The sequence below is a fragment of the Microbispora sp. NPDC046933 genome, from assembly GCF_040644635.1.
GTDB lineage: Bacteria > Actinomycetota > Actinomycetes > Streptosporangiales > Streptosporangiaceae > Microbispora.
In genome coordinates this window covers 234,597-260,980 of the sequence record NZ_JBEYWW010000011.1, presented here as the reverse complement: position 1 = coordinate 260,980, position 26,384 = coordinate 234,597, and the positions used below count along the sequence as shown (strand labels likewise).

Annotated in this window: 25 protein-coding genes and 1 riboswitch; of the genes, 6 read left to right on the top strand and 19 right to left on the bottom strand. The window is 73.2% G+C overall.

Annotation, left to right across the window (positions count from 1 at the left end; all coding sequences use genetic code 11):
* The 11 genes from ABZ857_RS17580 to menB form a co-directional block, all read right to left on the bottom strand.
* On the bottom strand, window positions 1-215 hold a 215-nt coding region (locus tag ABZ857_RS17580), incomplete at its 3' end, for a hypothetical protein (RefSeq protein WP_357044048.1).
* Window positions 216-680: 465 nt separating this feature from the next.
* Window positions 681-1,382, bottom strand: a complete 702-nt coding sequence (locus ABZ857_RS17575; RefSeq protein ID WP_357044046.1) for an ABC transporter ATP-binding protein — start codon at window positions 1,380-1,382, stop codon at window positions 681-683.
* Window positions 1,379-3,214, bottom strand: coding sequence for a dipeptide/oligopeptide/nickel ABC transporter permease/ATP-binding protein (locus tag ABZ857_RS17570; protein ID WP_357044044.1), 1,836 nt, complete (start codon window positions 3,212-3,214; stop codon window positions 1,379-1,381). The genes ABZ857_RS17575 and ABZ857_RS17570 overlap by 4 nt, the downstream gene beginning before the upstream one ends.
* On the bottom strand, window positions 3,215-4,150 hold the full coding sequence (locus tag ABZ857_RS17565; protein WP_357044042.1) for an ABC transporter permease: 936 nt from the start codon (window positions 4,148-4,150) through the stop codon (window positions 3,215-3,217).
* Window positions 4,150-5,730 carry an ABC transporter substrate-binding protein gene (locus tag ABZ857_RS17560; protein WP_357044040.1) on the bottom strand — a complete coding sequence of 527 codons (1,581 nt, stop codon included), beginning with the start codon at window positions 5,728-5,730 and terminating at the stop codon, window positions 4,150-4,152. Before ABZ857_RS17560 ends, ABZ857_RS17565 begins: the two co-directional genes overlap by 1 nt.
* Window positions 5,731-5,845: 115 nt before the next feature.
* Complete coding sequence (locus ABZ857_RS17555; protein WP_357044038.1) at window positions 5,846-7,441, bottom strand: helix-turn-helix domain-containing protein; 1,596 nt, start codon at window positions 7,439-7,441, stop codon at window positions 5,846-5,848.
* An 8-nt stretch (window positions 7,442-7,449) separates the two neighbouring features.
* Window positions 7,450-8,769, bottom strand: coding sequence for a serine hydrolase domain-containing protein (locus ABZ857_RS17550; protein ID WP_357044037.1), 1,320 nt, complete (start codon window positions 8,767-8,769; stop codon window positions 7,450-7,452).
* A gap of 73 nt (window positions 8,770-8,842) precedes the next feature.
* Window positions 8,843-9,373, bottom strand: a complete 531-nt coding sequence (locus ABZ857_RS17545) for a DUF1203 domain-containing protein (RefSeq protein WP_357044035.1) — start codon at window positions 9,371-9,373, stop codon at window positions 8,843-8,845.
* A 55-nt stretch (window positions 9,374-9,428) separates the two neighbouring features.
* Window positions 9,429-10,070 (bottom strand): DedA family protein, encoded by a 642-nt coding sequence (locus ABZ857_RS17540; RefSeq protein ID WP_357044033.1) that lies wholly within the window; start codon window positions 10,068-10,070, stop codon window positions 9,429-9,431.
* A gap of 98 nt (window positions 10,071-10,168) precedes the next feature.
* On the bottom strand, window positions 10,169-11,818 hold the full coding sequence (menD, locus tag ABZ857_RS17535; RefSeq protein WP_357044031.1) for a 2-succinyl-5-enolpyruvyl-6-hydroxy-3-cyclohexene-1-carboxylic-acid synthase: 1,650 nt from the start codon (window positions 11,816-11,818) through the stop codon (window positions 10,169-10,171).
* Window positions 11,819-11,951: 133 nt separating this feature from the next.
* Complete coding sequence (gene menB, locus ABZ857_RS17530) at window positions 11,952-12,782, bottom strand: 1,4-dihydroxy-2-naphthoyl-CoA synthase (protein ID WP_079313902.1); 831 nt, start codon at window positions 12,780-12,782, stop codon at window positions 11,952-11,954.
* Window positions 12,783-12,920: 138 nt separating this feature from the next.
* Here menB and ABZ857_RS17525 point away from each other — a divergent pair, with 138 nt between their 5' ends.
* The 3 genes from ABZ857_RS17525 to ABZ857_RS17515 all read left to right on the top strand — a co-directional run bounded on the left by ABZ857_RS17525 (window position 12,921) and on the right by ABZ857_RS17515 (window position 16,030).
* Window positions 12,921-14,054: an AMP-binding protein gene (locus ABZ857_RS17525; protein ID WP_357044029.1), complete on the top strand. Its 1,134-nt coding sequence runs from the start codon at window positions 12,921-12,923 to the stop codon at window positions 14,052-14,054.
* A gap of 39 nt (window positions 14,055-14,093) precedes the next feature.
* Window positions 14,094-14,477: a hypothetical protein gene (locus ABZ857_RS17520; protein WP_357044027.1), complete on the top strand. Its 384-nt coding sequence runs from the start codon at window positions 14,094-14,096 to the stop codon at window positions 14,475-14,477.
* A gap of 167 nt (window positions 14,478-14,644) precedes the next feature.
* Complete coding sequence (locus ABZ857_RS17515) at window positions 14,645-16,030, top strand: RNA polymerase sigma factor (RefSeq protein ID WP_357044025.1); 1,386 nt, start codon at window positions 14,645-14,647, stop codon at window positions 16,028-16,030.
* A 59-nt stretch (window positions 16,031-16,089) separates the two neighbouring features.
* On the opposite strand, the gene ABZ857_RS17510 is transcribed toward ABZ857_RS17515, so the two are convergent.
* Window positions 16,090-17,517: a cytochrome P450 gene (locus ABZ857_RS17510; protein ID WP_357044023.1), complete on the bottom strand. Its 1,428-nt coding sequence runs from the start codon at window positions 17,515-17,517 to the stop codon at window positions 16,090-16,092.
* A 195-nt stretch (window positions 17,518-17,712) separates the two neighbouring features.
* Window positions 17,713-18,165, bottom strand: coding sequence for a hypothetical protein (locus tag ABZ857_RS17505; RefSeq protein ID WP_357044022.1), 453 nt, complete (start codon window positions 18,163-18,165; stop codon window positions 17,713-17,715).
* A gap of 114 nt (window positions 18,166-18,279) precedes the next feature.
* Between ABZ857_RS17505 and ABZ857_RS17500 the strand changes: the two genes are divergently transcribed.
* Together ABZ857_RS17500 and ABZ857_RS17495 are read left to right on the top strand one after the other, a co-directional pair.
* Window positions 18,280-18,855 carry a TetR/AcrR family transcriptional regulator C-terminal domain-containing protein gene (locus tag ABZ857_RS17500; RefSeq protein ID WP_357044020.1) on the top strand — a complete coding sequence of 192 codons (576 nt, stop codon included), beginning with the start codon at window positions 18,280-18,282 and terminating at the stop codon, window positions 18,853-18,855.
* A gap of 326 nt (window positions 18,856-19,181) precedes the next feature.
* Window positions 19,182-19,382: a DUF5999 family protein gene (locus ABZ857_RS17495; protein WP_079313908.1), complete on the top strand. Its 201-nt coding sequence runs from the start codon at window positions 19,182-19,184 to the stop codon at window positions 19,380-19,382.
* On the opposite strand, the gene ABZ857_RS17490 is transcribed toward ABZ857_RS17495, so the two are convergent.
* Window positions 19,379-19,981: an alpha/beta family hydrolase gene (locus ABZ857_RS17490; RefSeq protein ID WP_357044018.1), complete on the bottom strand. Its 603-nt coding sequence runs from the start codon at window positions 19,979-19,981 to the stop codon at window positions 19,379-19,381. The genes ABZ857_RS17495 and ABZ857_RS17490 overlap by 4 nt on opposite strands.
* Window positions 19,982-20,074: 93 nt before the next feature.
* On the opposite strand from ABZ857_RS17490, the gene ABZ857_RS17485 reads away from it, so the two are divergent.
* Window positions 20,075-20,482: a hypothetical protein gene (locus ABZ857_RS17485; RefSeq protein WP_357044016.1), complete on the top strand. Its 408-nt coding sequence runs from the start codon at window positions 20,075-20,077 to the stop codon at window positions 20,480-20,482.
* 14 nt (window positions 20,483-20,496) lie between these two features.
* On the opposite strand, the gene ABZ857_RS17480 is transcribed toward ABZ857_RS17485, so the two are convergent.
* The 5 genes from ABZ857_RS17480 to ABZ857_RS17460 all read right to left on the bottom strand — a co-directional run bounded on the left by ABZ857_RS17480 (window position 20,497) and on the right by ABZ857_RS17460 (window position 26,370).
* Entirely contained in the window at window positions 20,497-21,036 is a 540-nt protein-coding gene (locus ABZ857_RS17480) for a hypothetical protein (RefSeq protein ID WP_357044014.1), read from the bottom strand.
* 107 nt (window positions 21,037-21,143) lie between these two features.
* Window positions 21,144-23,969: an aminomethyl-transferring glycine dehydrogenase gene (gcvP, locus tag ABZ857_RS17475; protein WP_357044012.1), complete on the bottom strand. Its 2,826-nt coding sequence runs from the start codon at window positions 23,967-23,969 to the stop codon at window positions 21,144-21,146.
* 181 nt (window positions 23,970-24,150) lie between these two features.
* A riboswitch (glycine riboswitch) is annotated at window positions 24,151-24,242 on the bottom strand.
* 15 nt (window positions 24,243-24,257) lie between these two features.
* Window positions 24,258-24,386, bottom strand: coding sequence for a hypothetical protein (locus ABZ857_RS17470; protein WP_357044010.1), 129 nt, complete (start codon window positions 24,384-24,386; stop codon window positions 24,258-24,260).
* A gap of 110 nt (window positions 24,387-24,496) precedes the next feature.
* Entirely contained in the window at window positions 24,497-25,015 is a 519-nt protein-coding gene (locus ABZ857_RS17465; protein ID WP_357044008.1) for a histidine kinase, read from the bottom strand.
* On the bottom strand, window positions 24,937-26,370 hold the full coding sequence (locus ABZ857_RS17460) for a hypothetical protein (protein ID WP_357044006.1): 1,434 nt from the start codon (window positions 26,368-26,370) through the stop codon (window positions 24,937-24,939). The genes ABZ857_RS17465 and ABZ857_RS17460 overlap by 79 nt, the downstream gene beginning before the upstream one ends.
* Window positions 26,371-26,384: the final 14 nt, after the last annotated feature.

Here is a 26,384-nt window from a genome sequence, read left to right as displayed (position 1 = left end):
CCGGCCGTACGCAACCAACTACGGGTAGAGGCATGCCCATGCTGCCTGGCCTGCCCCGCCCGATGCACCCGCCCCACCCGCTCAGCCAACGCACACGTGATCCGATCCCGCGCGAACATCAACTCCTCAGCCTCGCCCAGACAGACGTCCACATCCTCCGGCACCGGCGCCAACGCCAGCGCCTGCGCCGACTCACGCAACGACGCCACCAGCACCCACGACGACCGGCCCCTGCCCCGACCGGCACCTGCACCTGCACCTGCACCTGCACCCAGGCCATCGGCACCGCCGACACCACCGCCGGCACCATCACCGGCGCCCCCAGCGGCGGACTGCGAGAACCCAGGGTCTGAGGTTGCAGCGCCACCGGCCCGACCGCCTGTGCCCTTCCCCTGAGCGGGTTGCTCGCAGCACCGATCGCGGGAGAGCGAGCCTTCGGAGGACCACAGAGGCGAATTGGCGATGAGTTCGTCCCACCAGCCGCGGGAAGGACCATTCGAATGCCGAGGATGCTCTGGAGTGATTTCGATGGGCTCCATCACACCTCCTCACTTCATTCGAATGCCTGTACTAATCCTTTCAGCAGACCTCCCCTTACAGCAAGTTCACCAGCCGATTACTTGGAGTCACAGGGGATGGCATCGGCACACGCTGTGGGCCGACGCGGGCGGCAGGTCCTCTCAGGATCGGCGCAGGCGGGGCACGGCCTCCAGCAGGGCCCGGGTGTAGGCGGCTCGCGGCGACCCCACGACCTCCTCCGTGGGTCCCAACTCGACCAGGCTGCCCCGGTGCATGACGGCGACCACGTCGGAGACATACCGGACCACCGCGAGGTTGTGCGAGATGAACAGCATCGACAGCCCGAGCTCCGCACGCAGCGAGCGGATCAGGTTGAGCACGGCCCCCTGGACGGACACGTCGAGGGCAGAGGTGATCTCGTCGGCGATCAGCAGGCCGGGCCGCGCGCCGACGGCCCGGGCGATCGCGACCCGCTGGCGCTGCCCGCCCGACAGGGCGCGGGGGTAGGACGCGGCCAGTGCCGGCGGCAGCGACACCAGCGACAGCAACCGTTCCACCTCCGCCGCGCGGGCGGCGCGCGGCATGCCCTGCGCGCGCAGTCCCTCGGCCACCGAGGCGCCCACGGTCATGCGCGGGTCGAGGGACGCGTACGGGTCCTGGAAGACCATCTGGACCCGCCCCCGGGCGACGCCGCTGATCCTCCCGGCGTACGGCACGAGCCCGGCCACCGCCCTGGCGAGCGTCGACTTGCCCGACCCCGACTCCCCCACGAGACCGACGATCGCCCCGTCGGGTATCTCCAGCGTGACGTGGTCGACGGCGGTGAACGCACCGAACCGCACGGTCAGGTCCTCAATGATCACGATGCCTCCCAGCAGGCGACGCGGTGTCCCCTGCCCTCCGGCCCGTACGGCATGAGGGGCGGCCGCTCGGCGCAGCGGTCCCGGGCCAGCGGGCAGCGGTCAGCGAAGGCGCAGCCGGGGCCGACCTCGGCGGGCGAGGGCTGGCGGCCGGGGATGCCGGCCAAGGGCAGCGACCTGTCGGTCTCCAGGTCGGGCAGCGAGGCGACCAGAGCCCGCGTGTAGGGGTGCGCGGCGGACGGCAGCCGGTCGACCGGCAGCTCCTCCACCACCCGGCCCGCGTACATGACCACGACGCGGTGGCACAGCTCCGCGACGACGGCGATGTCGTGGGAGATGAACAGGGTCGCCGCACCGGTCTCGGCCGTCACCTCGTGCAGCAGGCCGAGGATGTGACGCTGCACGGTGACGTCGAGCGCGGTGGTCGGCTCGTCGGCGACGATCAGCCGCGGCGTCCCCATCAGGCCCATGGCGATCACCGCGCGCTGCCGCATGCCGCCGGACAGCTCGTGCGGGTGCTGCCGGGCCCGGGCGGCGGGCTCGGGGATGCGCACGTGCCCGAGCCGGTCCACCGCCCTGGCCTGGGCCTCGGCCCGGCTCGCGCCCTGGTGGACGACCGCCACCTCGGCGAGCTGCCCGCCGATCCGCAGCGCCGGGTTGAGCGCGGCCATCGGGTCCTGGAAGACCATCGCCAGCGACGTGCCGAGCAGCCTGCGCCGCTCGCGGTCGCCGAGTTCGCCGAGGTCGGCGCCGCACAGACGCAGGCGCGCCGCGCTCACCTCTCCCGGGTACGGCACGAGCCCGCCGATGGCCGCCGCGGTCAGGCTCTTGCCGCTGCCCGACTCCCCCACCAGGCCGGTGATCTCGCCGGGAGCGAGGGTCAGCGACAGGCCGCGTACGGGCGTCACACCGCCGGGGAAGCGGACGGTGAGATCGCGCACCTCCAGGACGGCGCCGGGATCGGGCGGCCCGAGAGGCTCGATGTCCGCCTCCGGCGGAAGGGGAACGGCCGGGCCGGGCCGCGCGTCGGTCCGCGCGGCGGCGCGGGCCAGGCAGTCGCCGAGCAGGTTGAACCCGATCCCCGCGAGGGCCACCGCGGCGGCCGGGCCGAGGGCGACGACCGGCGTGGCGTAGATGCGGGAGAAGCCGTCGAACAGCAGCCGTCCCCAGTCGAACGACGGCGGCTGCACGCCGAGCCCGAGGAAGGACATCCCGGCGAGCCCGAGCAGCGCGCCGCCGAGCGCCTGGGTGAGGTTGAGGATCAGCGGCTCGGCGATGTTGGGCAGCACGTGGACCGCCACGACGCGCCGCCGCGGCACCCCCAGCATGCGGGCGGCGGAGACGTAGTCGGCCCCGGCCACCGAGGCGGCGAGCGTCTGGGTGAGCCGGGCGAACCCCGGGGCGATGGCGGCCCCGATCCCCAGCACCGCCCCGCGCGCGCCGAGACCGGTCACCACGGCGGTGAACATGGCCAGCAGCAGCCCGGGAAAGGCGACCAGGGCGTTCACGGTCCCGGTGACCAGGCGGGCGGCGCGCCGGGGCAGCACCGACGGCAGGGCTCCGAGCACGGTCCCCACGACCGCCCCTGCGAGCGTGGCCAGCAGCGCGAGGGTGAGCGAGAGCCGGCCGGCCACCAGCACGCGGGCGAGGATGTCACGGCCCAGACTGTCGGTGCCGAGCGGATGGGCGGCCGAGGCGCCCTGGAGGATCGCCGCCGGGTCGATCCGTTCGGCCTGCGCGCCCCAGATCGGCGGCCCGACGACCGCCAGCAGCACCGACAGCGCGACCAGCGTGGTCCCGGCGATCCCCGCCGGGCTGCGCAGCAGGTGCCGCATTCAGCTCTCCTTCAGTGCCGACGTGGGGTCGAGCACGCCGAGCAGCAGGTCGACGGCGAAGTTCACGGTCAGCACGATCGCCCCGTAGACGAGGATCACGCCCTGGGCGACCGGATAGTCCTTCTGGGTGATCGACTCGACGATGCGCAGGCCGAGGCCCGGCCAGGCGAAGACGTACTCGACCAGCACGCTCCCGGCGATCAGTCCGGTGAGCAGCAGCCCGCCGACGGTGAGGGTCGCCGCGAGCGTGCCGGGCAGCACGTGCCGCACGTGGAGCCGCGCCGCGGGGAGCCGCTTGGCCCGGGCCAGCCGCACGTGCTCCGCGGCCAGTTCGCGTAGGGTCTCCGCCCGGGAGATCCGGGCGATCATCGCCGCTGGGGCGACGGCCAGGGCCAGGACCGGCAGCACGTACGACTCCGGCCCGGCCTTCTGGGCCGGCGGGAACCAGCCGAGCCCGATCGCGAAGACCGCCACGAACGCGATCGCGTACAGGAACTCCGGCACCGCGACGGCGGCGCCGGTGACCGTGCCGAAGACCGTCTCGGTGCCCCGGCGGCGGCCGTTCTCGGTGCGGACGCCCGCCCACATGCCGAGCGGCACGGCGACGAGCAGCGCCACCAGGGTGGCGGGCACGGCGAGGGCCAGCGTGTTGGGCAGCCGCGCGGCGATGACCTCGCCGACCGGCTCCCCGGTGAGGAACGACGTGCCGAACTGCCCGGTCAGCACGTGCCGCACGTACGCCCACAGCTGGGCCGGGATGGGCTGGTCCAGCCCGAGCGCCGCCCGCCTGGCCTCGGCCACCTCGACGGGCGCGGCCGGGCCGAGCGAGGCCCGGACGGGGTCTCCCGGGATCAGGTGCATCATGGCGAACGACGCGACGAGCAGCACGGCCAGCGAGATCGCGAAGCGGGCCAGGTGACGCAGCGCGAACCGCACTAGCCCGCCTCGGTCAGCCGGAAGGAGGTCGGCGAGAACACGTCGGCCAGCAGGTCGAACTTCGCGCCCTTGGAGGCGACGAGCACGGTGTTCTCCACCACCGGCACGAGGTCGGCGTTCTCGAACAGCGCCGACTCCGCCTCGAGCCACAGCGCGCAGCCCTCCGGGCCGGGCTTGCCCGCCGCCTTGGCGACCAGCGCGTCGTACCGCTTGTTGGACAGGTGGGCGAAGTTGCCGCCCTCAGGCGCGGCCGGTCCGGACAGGAACCCGACGAGCTGCGTGGGCAGCGTGACGCCGATCGGCAGCCAGACGACGTCCCAGTCCCCGGTGGTGAGCGACTCCGACATCTTGGTGTCGATCACGCCGTTCAGCGTCACCTCCGCGCCCGCTTTCTTCCAGGCGGCGGCGAGGTACTCGGCCGCCGCCTGGACGCCCGACCCCCTCGTGGTGGCGTAGAGCAGGCGTAGCGCGAGCCTCCTGCCGTCCTTCTCGCGTACGCCGTCCGTGCCCGCCTTCCACCCGGCGGCGTCGAGCGCGGCAGCGGCGGCGGCGGGGTCGAAGCCGGGGACGTGGCCGGAGACGCTGTCGCCCGGGCACGGCCGGGGGTCGAGGACCAGCCCGGTGGAGGGGCGGCCGGTGCCGCCGGTCGCGATCCCGCCGAGCTCGGTGAGGTTGACCGCCTGGGTGAGCGCCCTGCGCACGGCCGCGTCCCCGGCCGGGCGGTCGTCGCCCTGGTGGTAGAAGAACTGCCCGTTGCCGTAGGGCTGCACGCTCTTGCCGACGCCCGGCGCGGCCTCCAGCCGGGCCCGGTCGGCGCCGTAGAACTTGGCGCCGTTCAGGCCGCCGGACAGCAGCATGTTCGCGGCCGTCTGCTCGTTGGGCACGACCTTCAGCACGACGGTCGCCGGCTGGGCCGGGTCCTTGGTGGTCGCGCCGCCCGGGCCCCAGGCGTAGTCCCGGCGGACGCGGAAGCTGTAGTGGTCGCCGGGCACCGCCTCGGTGAGCGTGTACGGCCCGGAGCCGGAGGTGGCACGGGTCAGCAGCGACCGGTCCTCGAGCCCCTTGCCGCACACGATGTAGATCCCCGGCGTGCTCTCCAGGATGAAGCCGAACGGCTTCGGCGTGGACAGTGTCACCGTCCCCTTGGCGTCGTCGGCCTCGGCCTTCGTCCCGGCGGGGACGAGCACGCCGTAGATCGGCGACTTCGTCGCGGGGTCGGTGATGTGGTTGACGTTGTCCGCCACGGTCCGCGGGGTCAGCTTCGAGCCGTCGGAGCAGGTGACGTCCCTGCGCAGGGTGAAGGTCACCGAGTCGGGCCGCACCTCCCACTTCTCGGCCAGGCCCGGCATGATCTTCCCGTCCGGCCCGGTGTAGGTCAGCGTGTCGTACGCGAGTGAGAGTACGGCGTTGGTCACCGCGAGCACGCCCGTGGCCGGGTCGAGCGCTCCTGGGTCGCTGCCGATGGCGAACGTCAGGGTGCCGCCGCCGGCCGCGCCCGGCGTGGAGCCGGAGCCGCCGCCGCACGCGACCGCGAGCAGGCCGAGGACGCCGAGCGCGGCCGCCGCTCCTTTGTGTCTCATGCCGACTCGGTGTCTCATGGAGAACTCCAGGGAGGTGGGGGGTGATGCCCCACCCTCGCCGTTTCGCGGCGGTGCTGCTTCGTCGGGCCGGACGAAAAGGAAAGCCGGCGTCGTGCTATCGGCCGAAGATCCGCATCTGGAGCATGACGCCGAGCCGCGCGTCGGGGTCGGCCAGGTCCAGCCCGCCGATCTCGGTCAGCCGCTTGAGGCGGTAGCGGAAGGTGTTGGCGTGCACGTGGACCCGCGCGGCGGCGGCGTTGACGTCGCCGAAGGCGTCCAGGTAGGCCCGCAGGGTGGCGACCAGCTCGCTGCCGTGCTCGGCGTCGTACGCGAGCAGCCGCTCGTACGGCCCGGTGGGCGCCTGCTTCTCCGCCCTGACCAGATCGGACAGCTGGAGCAGCAACGCCTCGAAGTGCACGCTCGTGTACCCGGTCACTTGGCCGGAGGCGCCCCTGGCGCGCAGCACCCGCAGCGCCCGGTCGGCGTCGGCCCGCGACCGGGCCACCTCGGTGAGGTCGGCCGCCAGGCGCCCCACGCCGATGTTGGCCGCGTGCCGGGGACCCACCCTGGTCAGGAAGCTCTCCGCCACGCGTACGGCCCGCGTCTCCTCCTGCCCGCCGGCCTGCAGGGGCAGCACGGCGTAGGCCACGGACCCGACCAGCGCGGCGGCGGCCTTCGGATGGATGGCCCCGACGTGCAGGGAGAGGGCGTCGCAGAACCGCTGCCGGTCGCCCTCCAGCCGGGCGGCGTCGTCGTATGTCTCCTCGGTGAGCTGGGCCGCGAGCACGCACAGGCGCTCGCTCGCGACGCCGAGCCGGCCCGCCGCCTCCGCCGCGTCGCGGCCGCCGGCGAGGACGGTCGCCAGCAGGTCGGCGCGCAGCCGCCTGCTGGTGTCGGCCCCGGCGCGCTGCCGCAGGAGCTGCAACGCGACGATCTTGGCGGCGTCGGCGAGGGCGCGGCGCCGCTGCTCGGTCAGCGGCTCGCGCACCGCCGCCCAGATGGAGCCGAGGATCTCGTCTCCCGACCGGACCGCCACCGCCGCCCGGTTGATCCCCTCGTCGTGGAGTTCGATGTAGATCGGCTCGCGGCTCTGGTAGAGCCGGCGGAAGACGCCCCCCTCCTCCAGCATCCGCCGGTACCGCTCAGGCACCTGGCGGCCGAGCACGGTCGCCACCCGCCCGGGGTCGGCCTCCTCCTGCCGCTCGGAGTAGGCCAGCACCCGCGAGGAGCGGTCCTCGATGGTCACCGGCGCGTCCAGCAGCGCGCACACGGCGTTGGCCAGCGAGAACAGGCCGTCCGGCGGAGGTTCTCCGGGCTCGGCGAGATCGCCTTCACCGCGCAGCTCGGCCAGCAGGGAGCGCAGCAGCGCCGCCACCTGGGCCCAGGAGGCGGCGCGAGTGAGGCCGAGCACCGCGACGCCGGTCTCCAGGACCTTCGCGCGGAGCGGCTCGTCCACCTCCACCGGCTGCTTGACGACGACGCCGGCCGCCGGACCGGCCGCGTCGAGCAGGGCCCGGATCCGCTCGGCCGAGTCCACGCCGACGGCGAGCACGAGAGCCCCCTTCTGCAGCGGCGGCTCGTCCAGGGGGTCGTAGATGTGCACCCCGGTGACCTCGGCGTCGAGGTCGCCAGGTGAGGCGGCCACGTCGAGCACGGTGCTGCCGAGGTCCTCCAGGACCCGGCGCAGACTGGCGCGCGGCCGTGCGGTCATCCTCTGCCTCAGCCGATCCTGGGCGTGGCCCGCGCGCCGAGATGGACGTACGGCGTGCCGTCGGCGAGCCGGAAGAACACCGCCGACCACCAGTCGGGCTGCCCCTGCGGGCGGCCCACGAAGGTGACGTCGTCCACCGGCACGAGGTCGAAGTCCATGGGCGGCTGCGCGCCGGCGAGGGCCCCGGTGGCCTCCATGTGCGTGGCGAGCACCCCGTCGCGCACGGTCATCGTGATGCGCATGCCGGCCCGCTCGTAGACCCCGGCGTACCGCTCCACGTCGGTCTCGTACGGCTCGGCCGGCGGGCCGAGCACGGGCGGGACGGCCAGGCCGAGCAGGTCGGCGAACAACTCGGTGGCCACCGCGTGCTGGAAGGCGGAGGTATGGCCGCCGTTGGCCAGCACGCACACGACCGTGCCCGCGTCGGGGACCGCCCAGAGCATGGCCGCCTGGCCGATCGTGTTGCCGCCGTGGGAGATCACCCGGTGGCCGTCCCACTCGTCGAGGATCCAGCCGATCCCCCACTGCCTGCCCAGCGTGTGCGGGTTGGGGACGTCCACCTGCGGCTCCCACATCGCCCGGGGATCGGCCAGCAGGCCGCCTTCCAGGTGGGCGCGGGCGAAGGCCACGACGTCGGCGGCACGCGCGCAGATCAGCCCGGCGGGCCCGGCCGAGCGCATCAGGCCCCACATCGGCGCGGGCGCGCCGTCCATGTGACCCATGGCCGCGCGGAAGCGCAGGACGTCCTCCGGCAGGGTCCAGGTGTGGGTCAGGCCCAGCGGCTCGACGACCTGCTCGCGCAGCGCGGCGTCCCACACCTTGCCGGTCAGGCGCTCGACCACCCGCCCGGCGACGGAGAAGCCGGAGTTGCAGTAGGACTGGGTGGCGCCGAGCGGGTGGTTCTGCGCGAGGTCCGCGCACGCCGCGACGTACTTCTCCAGGCAGTCGTCGCCCCGGCCGGTGTCGAGGAACAGGTCGCCGTCGATGCCCGAGGTGTGCGACAGCAGGTGCCGGAGCGTGACCGTCTCGGTCACCTCCGGGTCCGCCACCTTGAACTCCGGCAGGATCTCCCGCACCGGGGTGTCGAGGGCGACCCGTCCCTGCTCGACGAGCAGCATGATCTGCGTCGAGGTCCACAGCTTGGTGATCGAGCCGATCTGGAAGAGCGAGTCGGGGGTCGCCTCGACGCCGGTGGCGACGTTGAGCACGCCGGCGGCGACCTCGTGGACCTCTCCCTCGTGCAGGAAGGCCAGGGTCGCGCCGGGCACCTCGTACTCGGCGATCAGCTCGCCGAGCCGGGTCTGCCATCGTCCTGCCGCTTCAGCCATCGGAGGAGGTCCTTTCGTCGCCGGGCCGTTGCCCGAACGCTAGGCGCCCTTTCCCGCCGCTGCTTCGTTCACCTCAACGAACCGGCGCGTTGTTCGTGGTGGAATTCTCCAACACGGGGCGCCGTACCTCGAACATGAAGCAGCCGAACTCCACGGCCCGCACGTGGACGACCGCCGTCTCCGGGTCCTCCAGCAGGGTGTCCAGCAGGATCGACGCCGCGAGGGGGTCGGCCGACTGGTGCGCCTCCACGAGGTGCCCGTTCAGGATGGAGCCGTCGGCGCGGTAGGTGCGGAAGATCCGCCGCGCGCCGCCCATGGCCGCAGGATAGCTGGGCTGCGGTCCCTCGCACGGCTCCTCGTGGACGAACACCGGCCCGACCTCCTCGTACGCGCCGGGGTCGGCGCCGGTCTCCAGCGCCCAGCGGCGCAGCGGCGCGTAGGCCGCGAGCAGGATCGCCTCCCCGGGCCGGGAGCGGCGCAGGCAGCAGCGCAGCGGGCTGCCGCCCTCCTCGTCGACGATCCGGCGCGGCCTCCGCCCGGCGTCGTCGGTCTTCCTGAGCTGGTCAAGCACGTCGGGCGCGATGGCCCTGATCTCGAACGCCATGCCCTAATCGTGGCCTGCCGGCCGTCCGGAGGGCTGGCGGGAAACGGACGGCGCGTTATGAGGCGCTGACGGTTTCCGGCACGCTCTCCTCCTCGCCCGCCGCCTTGGCGGTCTTGCGCTTGAGCCACACCGTGGTGCCCAGGCCGAACAGGAGGGCGACCACCAGCCCCACCCACGAGAAGCCCTTGAGCCACTTGTCGGCCACCATGCCCAGGTAGTAGATCGCGGCCGTGGTCCCGCCGGCCCACGCGACGCCGCCGAGGACGTTGGCGACGAGGAAGCGCCAGTAGGGCATGTGGAGGGCCCCGGCCAGCGGCCCGGCGAGGATCCGCAGCAGGGCGATGAAGCGGCCGAAGAACACCGCCCACATCCCGTGGCGGTTGAACATGTGCTCCGCCCTGGCGATGTGCGCGGGGCCGAAGTGCTTGGGGAAGCGCCGTCCCAGCCGGTCGAACAGCGGCCGTCCGCCCTTGCGTCCGATCAGGTAGCCGATCGAGTCCCCCACGATCGCGCCGCCGCTCGCGCAGATCCCGACGACCACGGGGTCCACGACCCCCCTGGACGACAGCAGCGCGGCGCTGACCAGCACGATCTCACCCGGGAGCGGGATGCCCAGGCTCTCCAGCCCGATGACGGCGCCCACGAGCACGTAGACCCAGACGGACGGGATGGTCTGCAGCCACTCGTCGACGTGCATCTCACTCCTCAACCCGGTGACAGCACCCATTCTGCCGTCGCCTCGGGGGTGCGGCATCCGCCGGAAGGACCAATGCGGGTACGCCGATAGAAGGACGATCAGTCACGCATCGCCGCGCGCACGGCGTCGCGCATCGCGACGTGGACGGCCGCGTTGCGCACCCGGTCGGTGCGCGCCTCCACGATCCGCAGGCCGTCCCCCTTCATCGCCCTGGACAGCTCCTCCGGGTCCTCGACCAGCGCGTACGGCAGGCCGTTCGCGGCGGCCACGTAGCCGAGATCCACCCCGTGGGGGGTGCCGAAGACCCGCTCGAACGGGTCCTCCAGCGCGGCCTGCGGCAGCAGCGAGAAGATCCCGCCGCCGTCGTTGTTCACCACCACCAGGCACAGGTCGGGCCGGGGCTCGCGCGGGCCGAGGATCAGGCCGTTCTGGTCGTGCAGCAGCGTGAGGTCGCCGATCAGCGCGTACGCCGGGCCGTTGTGGGCGAGCGCGGCCCCGACGGCGGTGGAGACCAGGCCGTCGATGCCCGACGCGCCCCGGTTGGCCATCAGCCGCAGCCCCCGCCGCGGGCGCATGGCCTGGTCGAGGTCGCGGATCGGCATGGACGACCCGCAGAACAGCAGCGAGCCGTTGGGCAGCACCTCGGCGAGGTCCCTGGCCAGCCGCGGCTCGGTCAGCCCGGAGGAGTCGAGCACGGCGTCGATCGCCTCCCGGGCCAGGTGGTCGGCGTGCCGCCAGGCGCGCAGCCAGGCGTCCCCGCCGGCGGCGATGGGGATCTCCACGGCCTGGGCCACCTGGGTCGCCGAGCGGGTCGGGTCGGGCCACCGGGTCAGGTCGGAGGCCACCACGATGTGCTCCTCGGCCCGGCGCAGCCACGACAGCAGCGGGCGCGACAGCCCGGGACGGCCGAGGGTGACCACGACGTCGGGCCGGTGGGCGTCGGCCCACTCCTGGTCGCCCAGCAGGAAGTGGTAGGTCGAGATCGCGTGGTCGCCGTACCGGCCGCCGCCGTTGGGCTCCGACAGCACGGGCCAGCCCGCCATGCCCGCGGCGGCGACGTACCGCCGCACGTTGGCGGCGCCGTCGCCCACGACCAGCACCCCGCGCCGGGTCGGCGGGATGTGCAGGGCGGCGGAGGGCGGCGCGACCCGCGCCCGGAACCACGCGCCGGAGGCGTCGCCGTCCAGGGGCTCGCACCAGCTCACGTCGCCGTCGGGGATCAGCGGCTCACGGAAGGCCACGTTGAGGTGGACGGGCCCGGGGTCCGGCGGCCCGGCGGCGCGCTGGCAGGCCCGGCACACCAGCGACCGCCAGTAGGCCACCTGGCCGGGCCGCTCCTCGGGCACGCCGACCTCGGCGAACCAGCGGACGGCCGAGCCGTACAGCTTGACCTGGTCGATCGTCTGGTTGGCGCCGGTGCCGCGCAGCTCGGGCGGCCGGTCGGCGGTCAGCACGAGCAGCGGCACGCCGGACTCGGACGCCTCGATCACCGCGGGGTGGAAGTTGGCCGCCGCCGTGCCCGAGGTGCAGATCAGGGCCACCGGCCGCTCGGACCGCTTGGCCAGGCCGAGCGCGAGGTAGGAGGCCGACCGCTCGTCGACGCGCACGTGCAGCCGCACCCGCGACTCGGCGTGCGCGGCGAGCGCCAGCGGCGCGGACCGGGAGCCCGGAGCGAGCACCACGTCGGTGACGCCGCAGCGCACCAGTTCGTCGACCAGGACGGTCGAGAGGGCGGTCGCCGGGTTCACCGCCGCGCCTCCAGAACGCCCAGATTCAGAACGCCCAGACCGGCCCGGTTCCTGTCCACCCGCCCGTCTCCTCCCGTTCCCGCAGCCGCAAGCGTACGGCAAAACGGAGAGGCCGCCGTCATCTCGCGGCCTTCTACGGGCGGCGGGGGAACTTCGAGAAGTCCGGCTTGCGCTTCTCCTTGAACGCGTCGCGGCCCTCCTGGGCCTCCTCGCTCATGTAGTAGATCAGCGTCGCGTCGCCGGCGAACTGCTGCATGCCGGCCGCGCCGTCGGTCACCGCGTTGAGCGCGCCCTTCAGCATGCGCAGCGCGAGGGGCGACTTCTCCAGCAGCTCGCGGGCCCACTGGACGGTCTCCTCCTCCAGGCGCTCCAGCGGCACCACCGCGTTGACCAAGCCCCACTGGAGCGCGGTCTGGGCGTCGTACTGGCGGCACAGGTACCAGATCTCGCGGGCCCGCTTGAGGCCCACGGTCTCGGCGAGCAGCCAGGAGCCGTACCCGCCGTCGAACGAGCCCACCTTGGGGCCGGTCTGGCCGAACCTCGCGTTGTCGGCGGCGATCGTCAGGTCGCAGCAGACGTGCAGCACGTGGCCGCCGCCGATGGCGTAGCCCGCCACCATCGCGATGACCGGCTTGGGGCAGCGGCGGATCTGCACCTGCAGGTCCAGGACGTTGAGCCGGCCGATGCCGTGGGTCTTGTCGTCCACGTAGCCGTCGTCGCCGCGGATCTTCTGGTCGCCGCCGGAGCAGAACGCCTTGTCCCCGGCGCCGGTGAAGATGATCACACCGACCTCGGTGTCCTCCTGGGCCCGGTTGAAGGCCTCGCGGAGCTCGAACAAGGTCGTGGGGCGGAAGGCGTTGTGCCGCTCGGGGCGGTTGATCGTGATCTTCGCCATTCCCTCCGCGGTCTCGTAGATGATGTCCTCGTACTCGCCCGACCGCTTCCAGTCGACCCCGCTCGTCACACCCGCTCCTTCGTCCGTCACAAACCAGGCGCCGTCACCGACCAGGCGGTAGGCTCCGGCCGCCGCGCCGGGACTAACCTTACGACCGTGCTCAGCACTCCAGGACACCGCCCAGGACAGCGACCAGGACAGCGACCCGTGCACGCCCTCGTCCTGCCCCCGGGGCCCGCCCTGTCCGAGGCCGTACGGCAGGCCCTGACCGGGGACGGGCCCGCCGTGCTGCCGCTGTCCCCCGACCTGCCGCGGCCCGCGCTGGAGGCCACGCTCGCCGCGCTGCGCCCCACCCACGTCGTCACGGCCGACGGCGTCCGGCGCGAGCCGGACGGGGAGCGGTCCGACGCGGCGCTGATCATCGCGACCTCCGGCTCCACCGGCACCCCGAAGGGTGTGGAGCTGACGGCCGAGGCGCTGCTGGCCTCGGCCCGCGCCTCGCTGACCAGGCTCGGCGCCCGTGAGGGCGACCGCTGGCTGTGCTGCCTGCCGCCGTCGCACATCTCGGGCGCGCAGGTGCTCGTCCGGTCGCTGCTGTGCGGCACCGAGCCGATCGTCCACGCGCGCTTCTCCCCCGGCGAGGTCGCCGCGAGCGGGGCGGACCACGTCTCGCTGGTCCCCACCCAGCTGCGGCGGATGCTGGACGCGGGGGCGGACGTCGCGGCCTTCGGCACGATCCTGCTCGGCGGCGCCGCCGCCCCTTCGGCCCTGCTGGCCGAGGCCCGCGCGGCGGGGGCCAGGATCGTCACCACGTACGGCATGAGCGAGACGAGCGGCGGCTGTGTGTACGACGGCGTACCGCTCGACGGCGTCGAGGTCAAGATCGGCGGCGACGGGCGGGTGCGGATCACGGGCCCGGTGCTGTTCTCCGGCTACCGCCTGCGGGAGGAGCGGCCCTTCGAGGGCGGCTGGTTCGTCACCTCCGACCTGGGCTCCCTGGAGGACGGACGGCTCACCGTGCTGGGCCGGGCCGACGACGTGATCAACACCGGCGGCCGGAAGGTCGTGGCCGGCGCCGTCGCCGAGGTCCTGGCCGGGCACCCCGCCGTACGCGACGTCGTGGTGGTGGGCAGGCCCGACCCCGAGTGGGGCGAGATCGTGGTCGCCGTCGTGGTCCCCCGGGGCCCCGGCGAGGTCACGCTCGGCGAGCTGAGGGGCTTCGCCAAGGAGCGGCTGCCCGCCTACGCCGCGCCGCGCGCCGTCGAGCTGGTGTCCCAGATCCCGCTCCTGCCGAACGGCAAACCCGATATGGTCGAGCTCAAGAACCGGAACCGCGGATGACCTTCGTGCGTCTGTAAGAGCAGGGGAAGGGGACGCCGCATGCAACCGATCCGCCTCACGCCGGCCCACAAGACGATGGCCTCCGCCGTGCTCGTCGGCGTCGTCATCGTGGGCGGGGCGTCGGTCACCGCCGCCGCCTTCGCCGGCCGCCTGGACGACGTCGCGAAGGTGGGCGACGCCCCCGCCGCCAAGCTCGGCCCGGCCACGGGCGGCCACCGGGGGTCGATCGAGGTCTCTCCCGCCGACCCCGGCCACGGCGGCCTCACCGAGCCGCGGTCCACTCCGGAGGTCGACCCCGACGTGGTGTTCGAGGATCTCGTGGACGACCCGGACGAGGTCTCCGACTACTGGACGCGGGAGCGCATCCAGGACGCGAACCCCATGCCGCTGCCCCAGGTCACCGTCACCGCCGTTCCCGACTGACCGGGCCGCCCGGGCGAGTCCAACAGCCTCCCCCGCGGGGTGAGGGAACAAACCGGGCGCGAGAGCGTTATTGATACTGGTGCGCTGAGCCGCCGGACGCCGCGCCCCGATCGCAAGCATTAGAAACCTCGAACCAACCATGAACTCCGCAAGGAGGAGGTGTCCTCATGCCCCGGACCGCCGTGGCGGCCTCGCCCGAGCGCGAGGCGACCCCGACGACGCTCGACCTGCTCCTGGAGCAAGGCCGTGCACAGGGTCGCCTTTCCCTGTCGGAGCTGCGCGAGGCCTTCGCGAAGGCCGGCGTCAGCCCCGTCGAGGGCCGCTCGATCCTGCGCGAGCTCACCGAGGCGGGCGTGAACCTGGCCGCCGACAACGGCACGGAGAACGAGCCGGGCGCGCAGGCCGAGGCGGCCGGCGAGACGGGGGCGCGGACCCCCGCCAAGGCGCCGGCCAGGAAGTCCCGCCGGGCCGCCCAGGCCGCGGCACAGGCCACCAAGAGCGCGCCGGCCGCCAAGAGCGCCGCGAAGAAGACGGCCAAGGCCGCCGACGAGGAGCCGTACGACGAGGAGTTCCAGGCCGACGAGGCCGAGGCGGAGGACGGCGAGACGCTCGACCTCGACGACACCTCCTCGGTCATGGGCGACTCGGTGCACACCTATCTGAAGTCGATCGGCCGGCGCACCCTGCTCACCGCCGCCCAGGAGGTGGAGCTGGCCAAGCGCATCGAGGCCGGGCTGTACGCCGAGTACAAGCTGGAGACCGCGCTCGAGAACGGCGAGCACCTGCCCCCGCACGTGCGCGAGGACCTGGAGTGGGTCATCGAGGACGGCAGGCGGGCCAAGGACCACATGCTGGAGGCCAACCTCCGCCTGGTCGTCTCGGTGGCCAAGAAGTACACCGACCGCGGCATGGCCCTGCTCGACGTCGTGCAGGAGGGCAACCTCGGCCTGATCCGCGCGGTCGAGAAGTTCGACTACACCAAGGGCTACAAGTTCTCGACGTACGCCATGTGGTGGATCCGGCAGGCCATCCAGCGCGGCTTCGCCGACTCGGCCCGTACGATCCGGCTGCCCGTCCACGTGCTGGAGATGCTGTCGAAGCTGTCGCGCGTCGAGCGTGACATGCACCAGCGGCTCGGCCGGGAGCCCACGCCGGAGGAGCTGGCCGTCGAGCTGGACAAGACCCCGGACCAGATCGAGGAGCTGCTGCGCACCAGCCGGCAGCCGATCAGCCTCGACTCGACCATCGGCGAGGACGGCGAGACCCGGATCGGCGACCTCATCGAGGACGTCGACTCTCCCGAGGCGTCCGAGGTCGTGGACCGGCAGCTGCTGGCCGAGCAGCTCAAGGGCGTGCTGAGCAACCTGTCGCCGCGCGAGGCCAAGATCATGAGCCTGCGCTTCGGCCTCGCCGACGGCAAGCCGCACACGCTGGACGAGATCGGCAAGCACCTGGGCCTGACCCGGGAGCGGATCCGCCAGCTGGAGAAGGAGTCGCTGTCCAAGCTGCGCCACCCGAGCAACACCCGCCCGCTGCTCGACTGGGCCAGCTGAGCGGCTGATCCCGGATATTCGTACGGCCGCACCCTCAGAGGGTGCGGCCGTACGGCTTTTCAGCCGGCCTGGTGGTCGTCCCTTCTGCCGCCGCGGAGGCGGTGCAGGAACGCCCACAGCGCGGAGCGGGCGGGTGGCCTGTCGCCGTCGCCGGGGATGCCCTGCGGCCGGCTCGCCGAGTCGCCTGCCCCTGCCGTCTCCCGGCTCTCCCGGCGAGGCCGCAGTGCGAAGTCCTGGCGGACCTCGTACTGCACGGGAAGGGACCGCAGCGCGCGCATGAAGGGAGAGGGACGCCAGGGCAGCTGATCGGGCGGGAGGGCGAGCCTCAGCGTCGAGAACCGCTCCAGCAGCCGGCGAACGGCGATGGTGGTGATCTGGGTGGCCAGCCGCCGGCTCGGGCACCGGTGCGGTCCCGCGCCCCACGACAGGTGCGCCCGGGTGCTGCGCACGGTGTCGTCGCTCAGCGCGGAGGCGATCTGCGGATCGTTGTTCGCCGCCGCGACGGACAGCAGCACGGGGTCACCCGCGGCGATCGTGAAACCCCCGAGCTTCACGTCCGCCTTGGCGTAGCGGAGGGTGACGTTGGCGATCGCCGGTTTCAGCATCGCGACCCGGTTCACCGCCTCCTCGATCGCGCCCGTCGAGAGAGTCGTCCGCAGCCGCGGGTTGGTGATCACTTCGACCACCGCGTTGCAGATGAGGCTACCGGTGAAGTCCAGGAAGGCGGGCAGCAGGAACAGCTCGCGGGCCAGCTCGTCATCGGTGAAGTCCGGCTTGGCGGCGAACAGGTAGGAGATGAAGTCCTCACCGGGGCGGCTCCGTTTGGCCGTCACGAGATCGTGAAGGGCGGCGTAGAGCCGCTGGTACGCCCCGCCGGAGTCCGGACCGTCCAGCAGACGCCAGAAGTCCATCACCATGTCGTCCCCGTACTCGAGGGTGACGCCGAGGAGGTGGTTGGCGACCATCAACGGCAGCGGCCGCCCATACTGGGCGCACAGGTCCGCGAGCCCGGAGGACGTCCCCTCCGTGACGACGTCGATGAGATCGTCGCAGTACCGCAGGATGGCGCGTTCCATCGCCTGGGCCTGCGGATGAGCGGGGTCCTGGAATGGCCGCAGCGCCGCGTCCCAGGCCGCGCGGCCCAGACGGTGTCTGTCCCCGTCCTGGAACCCGGTGTTGTCCGCTGTGAGGAGGGTCAACGGCGGCCAATCGGCGGGAACCCGGCCTTCGGTGAACGCCCGCCAGTTGGCCACGCACTTGCTCCACCGGTCGCCCGCGTTCTGCAGGACGTGCAGCACCTCTTCGTAGCCGAGGACGAACCAGACAGGGACGCCGAGGAGGTCGACGGGGGCCACGGGCCCGTACGCCGTGCGGAACCGTTCGTGGACGAGGGCGGGGTCGGCGTCGTATTCCCTGGTGAAGAGGGGTTCGAGCGGCGACGACGTCAGTGTTCCCGCGCGCGGCGCGAACCGTGAGTCGGTAGTCAAGGGGGAGCCTGCCTCTCTGGACCCCGGGCCTTTCCAACAATGCGAACGCCCGGGTGTGAGGCGGAATCGTAGACCTTGCGAGTCCCCCTGTCAGGAGGCGATCCCCCGGGGCACGCCGGGCAGAACGACGACCGGCCCGCCGGGGCGGAAGAACCCGGCGGGCCGGCGGGCGGGCCTGCGTAGGCCTGCTCGTGCCTAGTGGTGCGCGGCGGCCAGGCCCTTGCGCACGTCGCGCGGGGTCAGGCGGGCGGGGTCGCCGGTCTTGGAGGCGCGGGGCACCCGGGGGATGCCGCTGAGGCGGTGCGCCTCGCGCAGCGTGCGCAGGCGGTTCACCTCGTCGGTCCACAGCGCGCCCTCGGGGGTGGCCTTCGCCTTGCGCCGGGCGATCCTGCTGTCGTAGGACTTCACGCCGAAAGTGGCGCGCTGCCCCGCCTCCGCGGCGCGCAGCGCCTCGGTCAGGGCGGCGTCGAGGCCCAGGGCCGCCTCACGGAGCTCGGGGAGCGGCACGCCCGCCGCCTTCGCCTCCTGGAACCGCCGCTGCGCCACCCGGACCTTCTCCAGCACGTCGTCGAAGTTCTTCCGGATCTCCAGATCCGCGTGGTAGCGGACCTCCGCCTCCCGGCTCACCCGCGGACGGAAAAACGCCATCGTCAGCCCCTTCGGTATCGAACTCGCGTCGCAGTCGGTAGCGTACGCGCTCCGCGTGGGGGCCCGCACCGCAGGGTGTGCCGCCCTTTACGAAGTAAGGGTCGATGTGGCAGCATGATCGCCGTGCCTGCCAAGCGACCGCCCGTCCCCCTGTCCCGCGAGCGGATCATCGACGCCGCCCTGCACATCGCCGACGGCCAGGGCCTGCGCCGGCTGACCATGCGCCGCCTCGGCGACGCCCTCCAGGTGGAGGCCATGGCCATCTATCACCACCTGCCTCGGGGCAAGGAGGCGCTGATGGACGCCCTCGCCGAGCACGTGACGACCGTGGGGGTCGATCCGGCCGCCGCCGCCACCTGGCAGGACAGGGCGCGCGCCTGGGCCCGCGCGAGCCGCGCCGCGCTGCTGGAGCACCCGGGCGTGCTGTCGCTGGCCCTCACCAAGCCGCCGAAGGGGTCGGCCCTCATCGCGATCAGGGAGCAGACCGAGCAGCTGCGCGAGGCGGGAGCGGGCGACCCGGCGGGAGCGGTCCGCGCCCTGCGGGCCTATGTGTTCGGCAGCGTGGCGGTCGAGGTCCAGCAGTCGGGGTGGGCCGACCCGGACGCCGAGGTGCGCGACGCGCGCACCGCCGAGGGCGAGCGCGACTTCGAGCACGGCCTCGACGCGTTGATCGCCGGCCTCGGCGGCTGAGCGGGACGGCGGATTTCCGGGCCGTCCACATCGGTCGCGCCCGGCGCCCGGAATCTGTGATCTCCCGGTTACCCGGCCGTCGGCGTGTCGAGGCCGGACCGTTGCCTCCAATGGGGCATTCTTGTGTACTAGGTCACATCAGTGTGCGCGAGCCTGCTCGGGGTGCGGCCGGGTCCCCTGCCCGACCGGCGGAAATGCTCCGAACGGACTATGTCGTACGGATGCGGCCGAGCCGCAAACTGGTGTAGTCCAGTGTGGTGTGCGTCATACCCCACGGACACCCGGAAGACAAAACGAGCGAACGATAAAGACACGGAGCCCCGGCGATGTGCCCTCATGAACCGGCCTGTCCCAGTGCGGATGCAAAGGACCGAGAAGCCGCCCGCACGATAGCCTGTCACCCCGAGCAGGGCTGGAGCCTGCTCTGCAACGGCGTCGTGCTGTTCGAGGACACCGGCGAGCTGCTGCCCGACGGCGGCGTCATCGCCCCCCACCGGCCCACCGACATGGCCATCAGCGCGGCCTAGCCCTCTGCCGGCAGAGGCGAAAGCAGCCACCGCGCCACCACCTCGCCCACCCGGGCGGGGTCCTTCTTGAACTCGTGCCCCTCCCCCGAGAGGACCACGAGACGTGCGGCGTCCTTCTCATCCGGCACGCCGAACGGATCCCGATCCCCGTTGACCACGAGCACGGGGGTCCCCGCCTGCCGCAGTTCTTCCGCCCGTGACCGCTCCGGCTTACCCGGCGGGTGGAGCGGGAACGCGAGCGCCACCACCGCCTCGGCCCCGGCGGCGCGCGCGGTGCGGCAGGCGACCCGCGCGCCGTTGCTCCGCCCGCCCTGGACGAGCGGCAGGCCCGGGTGACGCTCGCGGAGCGCGGCGACGATCGACAGCCACGCCTCGTCCTGCTTGACCGCCGACCCCGGCGCTCGCGCGCCGCGCAGCCGGAACGGCTGCACCACCCGGGCGACGGTCCCCCCGGAGGCCAGCACCGCGTCCCGTACGGCGAGCAGGTCGGGGGCGTCCACCCCTCCCCCGGACCCGTGGGTCAGGACCAGCAGCAGCCGGGGATCGGCCGCCTCGTCCACCTCGGCCAGGGCGCGGCCGTGCGGGGTCTCGATCTCCATGCCGCTGACGGTAGCGGGTCCGGCTGAAGCGGGAGGAGGCGACCCTCCGTCCGGAGGATGGCACGCCCCCGCGGAAGAGGCCAGAATGTCATGGTGACGGACATCGCATCGCAGCAGCCGCCCGCGCCCGGGCATCCCGTCCCTCCGCCGCCGGCGGCGTCTTCGACCCGCGAGGACCTGCGAGCCGTCATGGCGGCCCGCCGCGATCTGGGCCCGGAGTACGAGGACGCGCTGGTCGACTCGTTCCTCGACAAGCTGGACGTGGAGATCGCCGCACGGATACGCAACGAGGTGGCGGCCCAGCTACGTCACCAGCCGCCCGGTCCCCCGGTCAAGCAGAAGGACAGCGCCGTGGGCGTGGCCATGGGGTCACTTGCCCTGGGCATCCCGCTGACCGGGATCGCGGTGGCGAACGCGGGGCTGGCGGGCCTGCTCCTGTCCTGGGGCGGGATCATCGCGGTCAACTTCGCCTACGCCATCAGCCGCCGCTCCCAGCGCTGACCCCGCCCGGCCGTTCAGCCCTCGACGCCCTCCATGGCGGGGCGTACGTCCCGCCCGAGGCGCAGCCGCACCTGGTCGGCGAGCGCCTCGTCGGGATGGTCGAGGCCGTAGCGCCACACGGTCTCCGCGTCGGCGTCGCGGCCCCGCAGCGGCAGCGTACGGGCCAGCAGCTCGATCGCGAGGGCCCCGGTGCCAGAGTCGGCTCCCTCCTGGCGGCTGTCCTCCACGGCCCCGGCGAACTGCGCGCACGCCATCTCCAGGTGCGCCATGCCGAGCAGCACCCGCAGACGCGCCGGGTCGGCCACAGCGCTGATCGACAGCGCCTCCAGCAGGACGTCGGCGGCCCGCTCGGGCTCGCCGTCCTCCAGCAGCCGCTCGGCCATGCGCTCGACCACGACGGACAGGCCCTCGCCGGCCTCGCCGCGGTCCGGCGCGTTCTCGTCCGCGGCGAGTTCCGCGAAGATCGCGGCCGCACCGTCGAGGTCGCCGCTTTCGGCGAGCCGGCGCGCGTGGTCGAGCCGGTCGGACCGCCGCCCGGAATCGATGGCCGTCATACAGGGGCCTCGCATGGTCGCAGGTGATGAGAAACGATCACCGCGATCTTAACGAGACCGGCCGCCGGGCGGGGCCGACATGCTCAACCGATCAGTCCTCGTACGCCTCAGTCCTCATATGCCTCGAGGGGCGGGCAGGAGCAGACGAGGTTGCGGTCGCCGTACGCCTGGTCGATGCGGCGCACCGGCGACCAGTACTTGTCGTCCCGCAGGCCGGGCACCGGGTAGGCGGCCACCGCCCGCGAGTACGGGTGGCTCCACTCATCCGCGGTCAGGCACTCGGCCGTGTGCGGGGCGTTGCGCAGCGGGTTGTCGGTCTTGTCGTACTCGCCCGACGCGACCTTGGCGATCTCCTCGCGGATGGCGATCATCGCGTCCGCGAAGCGGTCGAGCTCGGCCAGGTCCTCGCTCTCGGTGGGCTCGATCATGAGCGTCCCGGCGACGGGGAACGACATCGTGGGCGCGTGGAAGCCGTAGTCGATCAGCCGCTTGGCCACGTCGTCCACCGTGACGCCGGTCTCCTTGGTGATCTGGCGCAGATCGACGATGCACTCGTGCGCGACCAGGCCGTCCCGCCCGGTGTACAGCACCGGGTAGTGCGGCGCCAGGCGCCGGGCCAGGTAGTTTGCCGACAGGATCGCCTGCTCTGTGGCCTGCCGCAGCCCGTCGGCGCCCATCATCCTGACGTACGCCCAGGAGATCGGCAGGATGCCCGCCGAGCCGTACGGCGCCGCCGACACGTGCTCCGGCAGGTGCTCGGCGAGGTGGGCCTTGACCGCCACCGGGCCGACGCCGGGGCCGCCGCCGCCGTGCGGGATGCAGAAGGTCTTGTGCAGGTTCAGGTGGGAGACGTCCGCGCCGAACTCGCCCAGCTTGGCCAGGCCCACCAGCGCGTTGAGGTTGGCCCCGTCGACGTAGACCTGCCCGCCGGCCTCGTGGACCCGCTCGCAGATCTCGACGATCGTCTCCTCGTACACGCCGTGGGTGGACGGGTAGGTCACCATGATCGCGGCGAGCGCGTCGCGGTGCTTGTCGATCTTGGCGGCGAGGTCGGCCAGGTCCACGTTGCCGTCGGCGTCGCAGGCCACCACGACCACCCGCATGCCCGCCATGACGGCGCTGGCGGCGTTGGTGCCGTGCGCAGAGGACGGGATGAGGCACACGTCGCGCCCGTCCTCGCCCCTGGAGCGGTGGTAGGACCTGATCGCCAGCAGCCCGGCGAACTCGCCCTGGGAGCCGGCGTTCGGCTGGATCGACACCCGATCGTAGCCGGTGACCTCGGCCAGCCAGCCCTCCAGCGTCGCGATCAGCTCGGCGTACCCCTCGGCCTGCTCCGCCGGCGCGAACGGGTGGATCGAGGCGAACTCCGGCCAGGTGACCGGCTCCATCTCGGTCGTCGCGTTGAGCTTCATCGTGCAGGAGCCGAGCGGGATCATCGAGCGGTCGAGCGCGATGTCCTTGTCCTGCAGGCGCCGCAGGTAGCGCAGCATGGCCGTCTCGGACCGGTGGGAGTGGAACACCGGGTGGGTGAGGAAGCCGGAGGTCCGCTGCAGGTCGGCCGGGAGAGCGTCGGAGGTCACCCGGTCGAGGTCCTCGACCACGGGTTCGGACGCGCCGAACGCCGCCCAGACCGCCCGCAGGTGGTCCGTGGTGGTCTTCTCATCGCAGGCGACGCCGACGTGGTCGTCGTCGGCCAGGCGCAGGTTCACGCCCCGTTCCGCGGCGGCGGCCACGACCTGGGCGGCCCGCCCGGGCACGCGGGCGAGCACGGTGTCGAAGAACTCGTCGTGGACGACCTCCACGCCGCCGTCGCGCAGCCCGGCGGCCAGGACCGCCGCATGGCGGTGCGCCCGCTGGGCGATCCTCCTGAGGCCCTCCGGGCCGTGGTAGACGGCGTACATCGACGCCATGACGGCGAGCAGGACCTGCGCGGTGCAGATGTTGCTGGTGGCCTTCTCCCGGCGGATGTGCTGCTCGCGGGTCTGCAGGGCCAGCCGGTAGGCCGTGCGGCCGTCGGCGTCCACCGAGACCCCGACCAGGCGGCCCGGCATCTGCCGCTGCAGGCCCTCGCGGACGGCCATGTACGCCGCGTGGGGGCCGCCATAGCCCAGCGGGACCCCAAAGCGCTGGGAGGAACCGACGGCGATGTCGGCGCCCTGCTCCCCGGGGGACTCCAGCAGGGTCAGCGCCAGCAGGTCGGCCGCGGCCACCAGCAGCGCCCCCTGGGCGTGCGCCCGCTCGGCGACCGCGCGGAAGGACGCCACCCGGCCGCTCGCGCCCGGATACTGGACGAGGACCCCGAAGCACTCGGGCAGCTCACCGGCGAGGTCCGACTCCACCAGCGTGATGCCGAGCGGCTCGGCGCGGGTCGCCAGCACGGCCTTGGTCTGCGGCAGCGCGTCGGCGTCCACCACGAACACGTCGGTCTTCACCTTGCTCGCCCGGCGGGCCAGCGTCATCGCCTCGGCCGCGGCCGTCCCCTCGTCGAGCAGGGACGCCCCGGCGACGTCGAGGCCGGTGAGGTCCGACACGACCGTCTGGAAGTTCAGCAGCGCCTCCAGCCGCCCCTGCGAGATCTCCGGCTGGTACGGCGTGTACGCGGTGTACCAGCCCGGGTTCTCCAGCACGTTGCGGAGGACGACGCCCGGGGTGATCGTGTCGTGGTAGCCGAGGCCGATCATCGGGGTCAGCACCCGGTTGCGGCCGGCGAGGGCACGCAGCTCGGCCAGGGCCTCGGCCTCCCCCACCGCCTCGGGCAGGTTCAGCGGGCCGCGCGTGCGGATCGCCTCGGGCACGGCCACGGCGACCAGGTCGGCCACCGACTCGTAGCCGACGGCCTCCAGCATTCGGGCGCGGCCGGCCTCCGAGGGGCCGATATGACGGGTCGCGAAGGGCGGAGCGGAAAGGTCGCGAAGCGTGGACCGATCGGTCATGACAGGGGCCTCCTGGGCGGGTCGAGACCTGCGGCGACCGCCCGGCGCCCACACGGCGCGGCCGGTCGTGAAGCGGTCTCCCCCTCTGTCATCGGACCTGAGAGCTTCACCGGGCCGTCGAGCCCGGCTTTCCCCTTCGGTGAGGCACCGCCTGGCCGGCGGGCCTGCTTTTCAGAGTCGCCTCGTCCGTGCGGTACGGATGCCTGAGAGATTCCGGGGAGGTTTGCTCCTTCGGCGCCCCTGATATCCAGGGGTCTCTCCCGCACGAGGTCGTCGGCCGTGCCTACTCTACCCGCTACCCGGATCGGCCCGACTCGCACCTTGCGCGAGATCGGCGCCGAGACCGGCCTGGCGGGCGCGGACGATGGCCTCGGCCCGGTCGGGCACCGCCAGCCTGGCGAAGATCGCCGTGGTCACCGGCCTCCCCCACCACCACGATGTCGGGCAGCGACGCGACCAGGGCGCGCAGGCCCTCCCGCGTCAGCGGGTGGTCGTGGACGACCACGATCCTGATCTGTTCCCCGCGGTCATGACCGCTCCAGTGGTAACCGGGCGTGGACTCGACCTCCCCGGTCGGTGGGCCCCGCGGTGAGCGTACCGCCCAGTTCGGCGGCCCGCTCGTGCATGGATCGCAGGCCCACGCCGTGCGGCCAGGCGCCGGCGCCCCCGGAGCCGTTGTCGCTCACCTCCCCCGCCACCTCCACCGCGGCGGGCAGCGGCGGCAGGTCGTCCGGGGCGTCGACCGTGACCACGCACCCGGCGTGCTCGCGGCGCCAGGACTGCTGGGCACGCCGGCGCAGCGCGCCGACGAGCCCGAGCTCGTCGAGGTCGGGCGGGCGCAGGTCGTAGACGAGGCGGCGGATGTCGGCGATCGCGGTGGTCACGTCGGCGCGCAGGTCGAGCAGGAGCCGCCCGCTCCGCTCCGGGTCGGTGCGGCGCAGGTTGTGGGCGGCGTCGGCCTTGAGGGTCACCGCGGTGAGCACCGTGCCGAGGCCGTCGTGCAGGTCGCGGCGCAGCCGCCGGCGTTCCTCCTCCCGCGCGGCCACGATGCGCTTGCGGGACTCGCCCACTTGCTCCGACAGACGCACCGCCTGCAGGGCCAGGCCGACCGGGGCGCCAGCAGCCCCAGGGCGCGCCGGTCGGCGCCGGACAGCCGGCTCTCCCCGGCCCGCAGCCCGACGAGCAGGTCGGCGGGCGGCCCCTCGGCCACCTCCAGCGACACGATGTGCCGCAGCTGAGGCGGCCGGCCGTAGGTCGCGACCAGCCGCCCGTCGGAGCTGACCGCGGCGTACGGCAGCCGCAGCGCCTCGCACACGGCGCGCAGCACCCCGTCCAGGCCGGCGCCGAGCCGTAGACCGACGCGGGCGGCCGCCGCCGCGGGGTCGCGGCGCTGCCCGTACATGACCCGGTCCACCACGGACTGGACGGCGGAACGGGCCGGCGCGAAGGCGAGCGCGATCACCGCGGTCGCGATCAGCGGGGTGGCCGACAGCCGGTCCTGCGCCAGCGCGGACAGCGCCGCGACGATGCCCAGGTACACCATGACGACGCCGAGCGTGAGCACCGCGTACACCAGCGACCGGTTGACGATCAGCTCGATGTCGTACAGCCGGTGCCGCAGGATCGCCACCGTGACGGCGGCCGGGATGAGCGGCAGGGTCAGCAGGAACAGCACCGGCCCGTCGGTCGTGACGATCCGCTGGACGTTGAGGGCCACGAAGAGTCCCACCGCCCACAACAGCCACATCAGCTGCAGCCGCGGCGCCCCGCGGGACCGGCGGGTGCGCAGGCCGAGCGCGCCGAGGGAGGCCAGCAGCACCAGCGCGTCGGCGACGACGAACACCGGTGTCAGCCGCAGGGCGGCCTCGCCTGCCGCAGCGGGCAGGATCGGGGCGCCCGAGGCCGAGCCCCCCTCGGCGATCCCAGCCGCCACGGGCAGGGTCAGGACCGGCGTGAGCGGCAGGACGGCGAGGGTCGCGAGGGCCAGCGGTCGCCAGCGCCGGGACAGCGGCCTGCCGTCCGGGAACAGCTGGATGATCAGCGGAAGGCAGACGGCGGGCGCCGGGATCCACACGGTGATGCCGAGCAGCTCGACCGCCCGCGCCCACCACTGCGGCAACCCCACCGCGCCGGAAAGCAGGCCCAGGCAGGCCACGCTCAGCGTGTAGCAGGCGCCGTACACCACGAAAAGGAGCCCGATACGGTGCCCGGACCGGTACGCCAGCACCAGCGCGCCGAACGCGGTGAAGGTCAGCGCCTGGGCGCTGTTCGTCAGCAGGTAGGAGCCCTCGGCCGCGTCGGCGAAGGTGAGCCCTCCGAGGAACCACGACACCCACGCCGCCGCGACGACGACCACCGTGAGGGTGAGCGCCGCGACCGGGCCGGCCCGCCTGACTGCCATGGACTCATCATCGG

Excerpts from the sequence above, each read along its gene's own strand:
- ABZ857_RS17570 (WP_357044044.1), bottom strand. The coding sequence starts at position 3,214 with ATGCGGCACCTGCTGCGCAGCCCGGCGGGGATCGCCGGGACCACGCTG.
- ABZ857_RS17560 (WP_357044040.1), bottom strand. The coding sequence starts at position 5,730 with ATGAGACACAAAGGAGCGGCGGCCGCGCTCGGCGTCCTCGGCCTGCTC.
- ABZ857_RS17555 (WP_357044038.1), bottom strand. The coding sequence starts at position 7,441 with ATGACCGCACGGCCGCGCGCCAGTCTGCGCCGGGTCCTGGAGGACCTC.
- ABZ857_RS17550 (WP_357044037.1), bottom strand. The coding sequence starts at position 8,769 with ATGGCTGAAGCGGCAGGACGATGGCAGACCCGGCTCGGCGAGCTGATC.
- ABZ857_RS17545 (WP_357044035.1), bottom strand. The coding sequence starts at position 9,373 with ATGGCGTTCGAGATCAGGGCCATCGCGCCCGACGTGCTTGACCAGCTC.
- ABZ857_RS17540 (WP_357044033.1), bottom strand. The coding sequence starts at position 10,070 with ATGCACGTCGACGAGTGGCTGCAGACCATCCCGTCCGTCTGGGTCTAC.
- ABZ857_RS17520 (WP_357044027.1), top strand. The coding sequence starts at position 14,094 with ATGCAACCGATCCGCCTCACGCCGGCCCACAAGACGATGGCCTCCGCC.
- ABZ857_RS17515 (WP_357044025.1), top strand. The coding sequence starts at position 14,645 with ATGCCCCGGACCGCCGTGGCGGCCTCGCCCGAGCGCGAGGCGACCCCG.
- ABZ857_RS17505 (WP_357044022.1), bottom strand. The coding sequence starts at position 18,165 with ATGGCGTTTTTCCGTCCGCGGGTGAGCCGGGAGGCGGAGGTCCGCTAC.
- ABZ857_RS17500 (WP_357044020.1), top strand. The coding sequence starts at position 18,280 with ATGATCGCCGTGCCTGCCAAGCGACCGCCCGTCCCCCTGTCCCGCGAG.
- ABZ857_RS17495 (WP_079313908.1), top strand. The coding sequence starts at position 19,182 with ATGTGCCCTCATGAACCGGCCTGTCCCAGTGCGGATGCAAAGGACCGA.
- ABZ857_RS17490 (WP_357044018.1), bottom strand. The coding sequence starts at position 19,981 with ATGGAGATCGAGACCCCGCACGGCCGCGCCCTGGCCGAGGTGGACGAG.
- ABZ857_RS17480 (WP_357044014.1), bottom strand. The coding sequence starts at position 21,036 with ATGACGGCCATCGATTCCGGGCGGCGGTCCGACCGGCTCGACCACGCG.
- gcvP (WP_357044012.1), bottom strand. The coding sequence starts at position 23,969 with ATGACCGATCGGTCCACGCTTCGCGACCTTTCCGCTCCGCCCTTCGCG.
- ABZ857_RS17460 (WP_357044006.1), bottom strand. The coding sequence starts at position 26,370 with ATGGCAGTCAGGCGGGCCGGCCCGGTCGCGGCGCTCACCCTCACGGTG.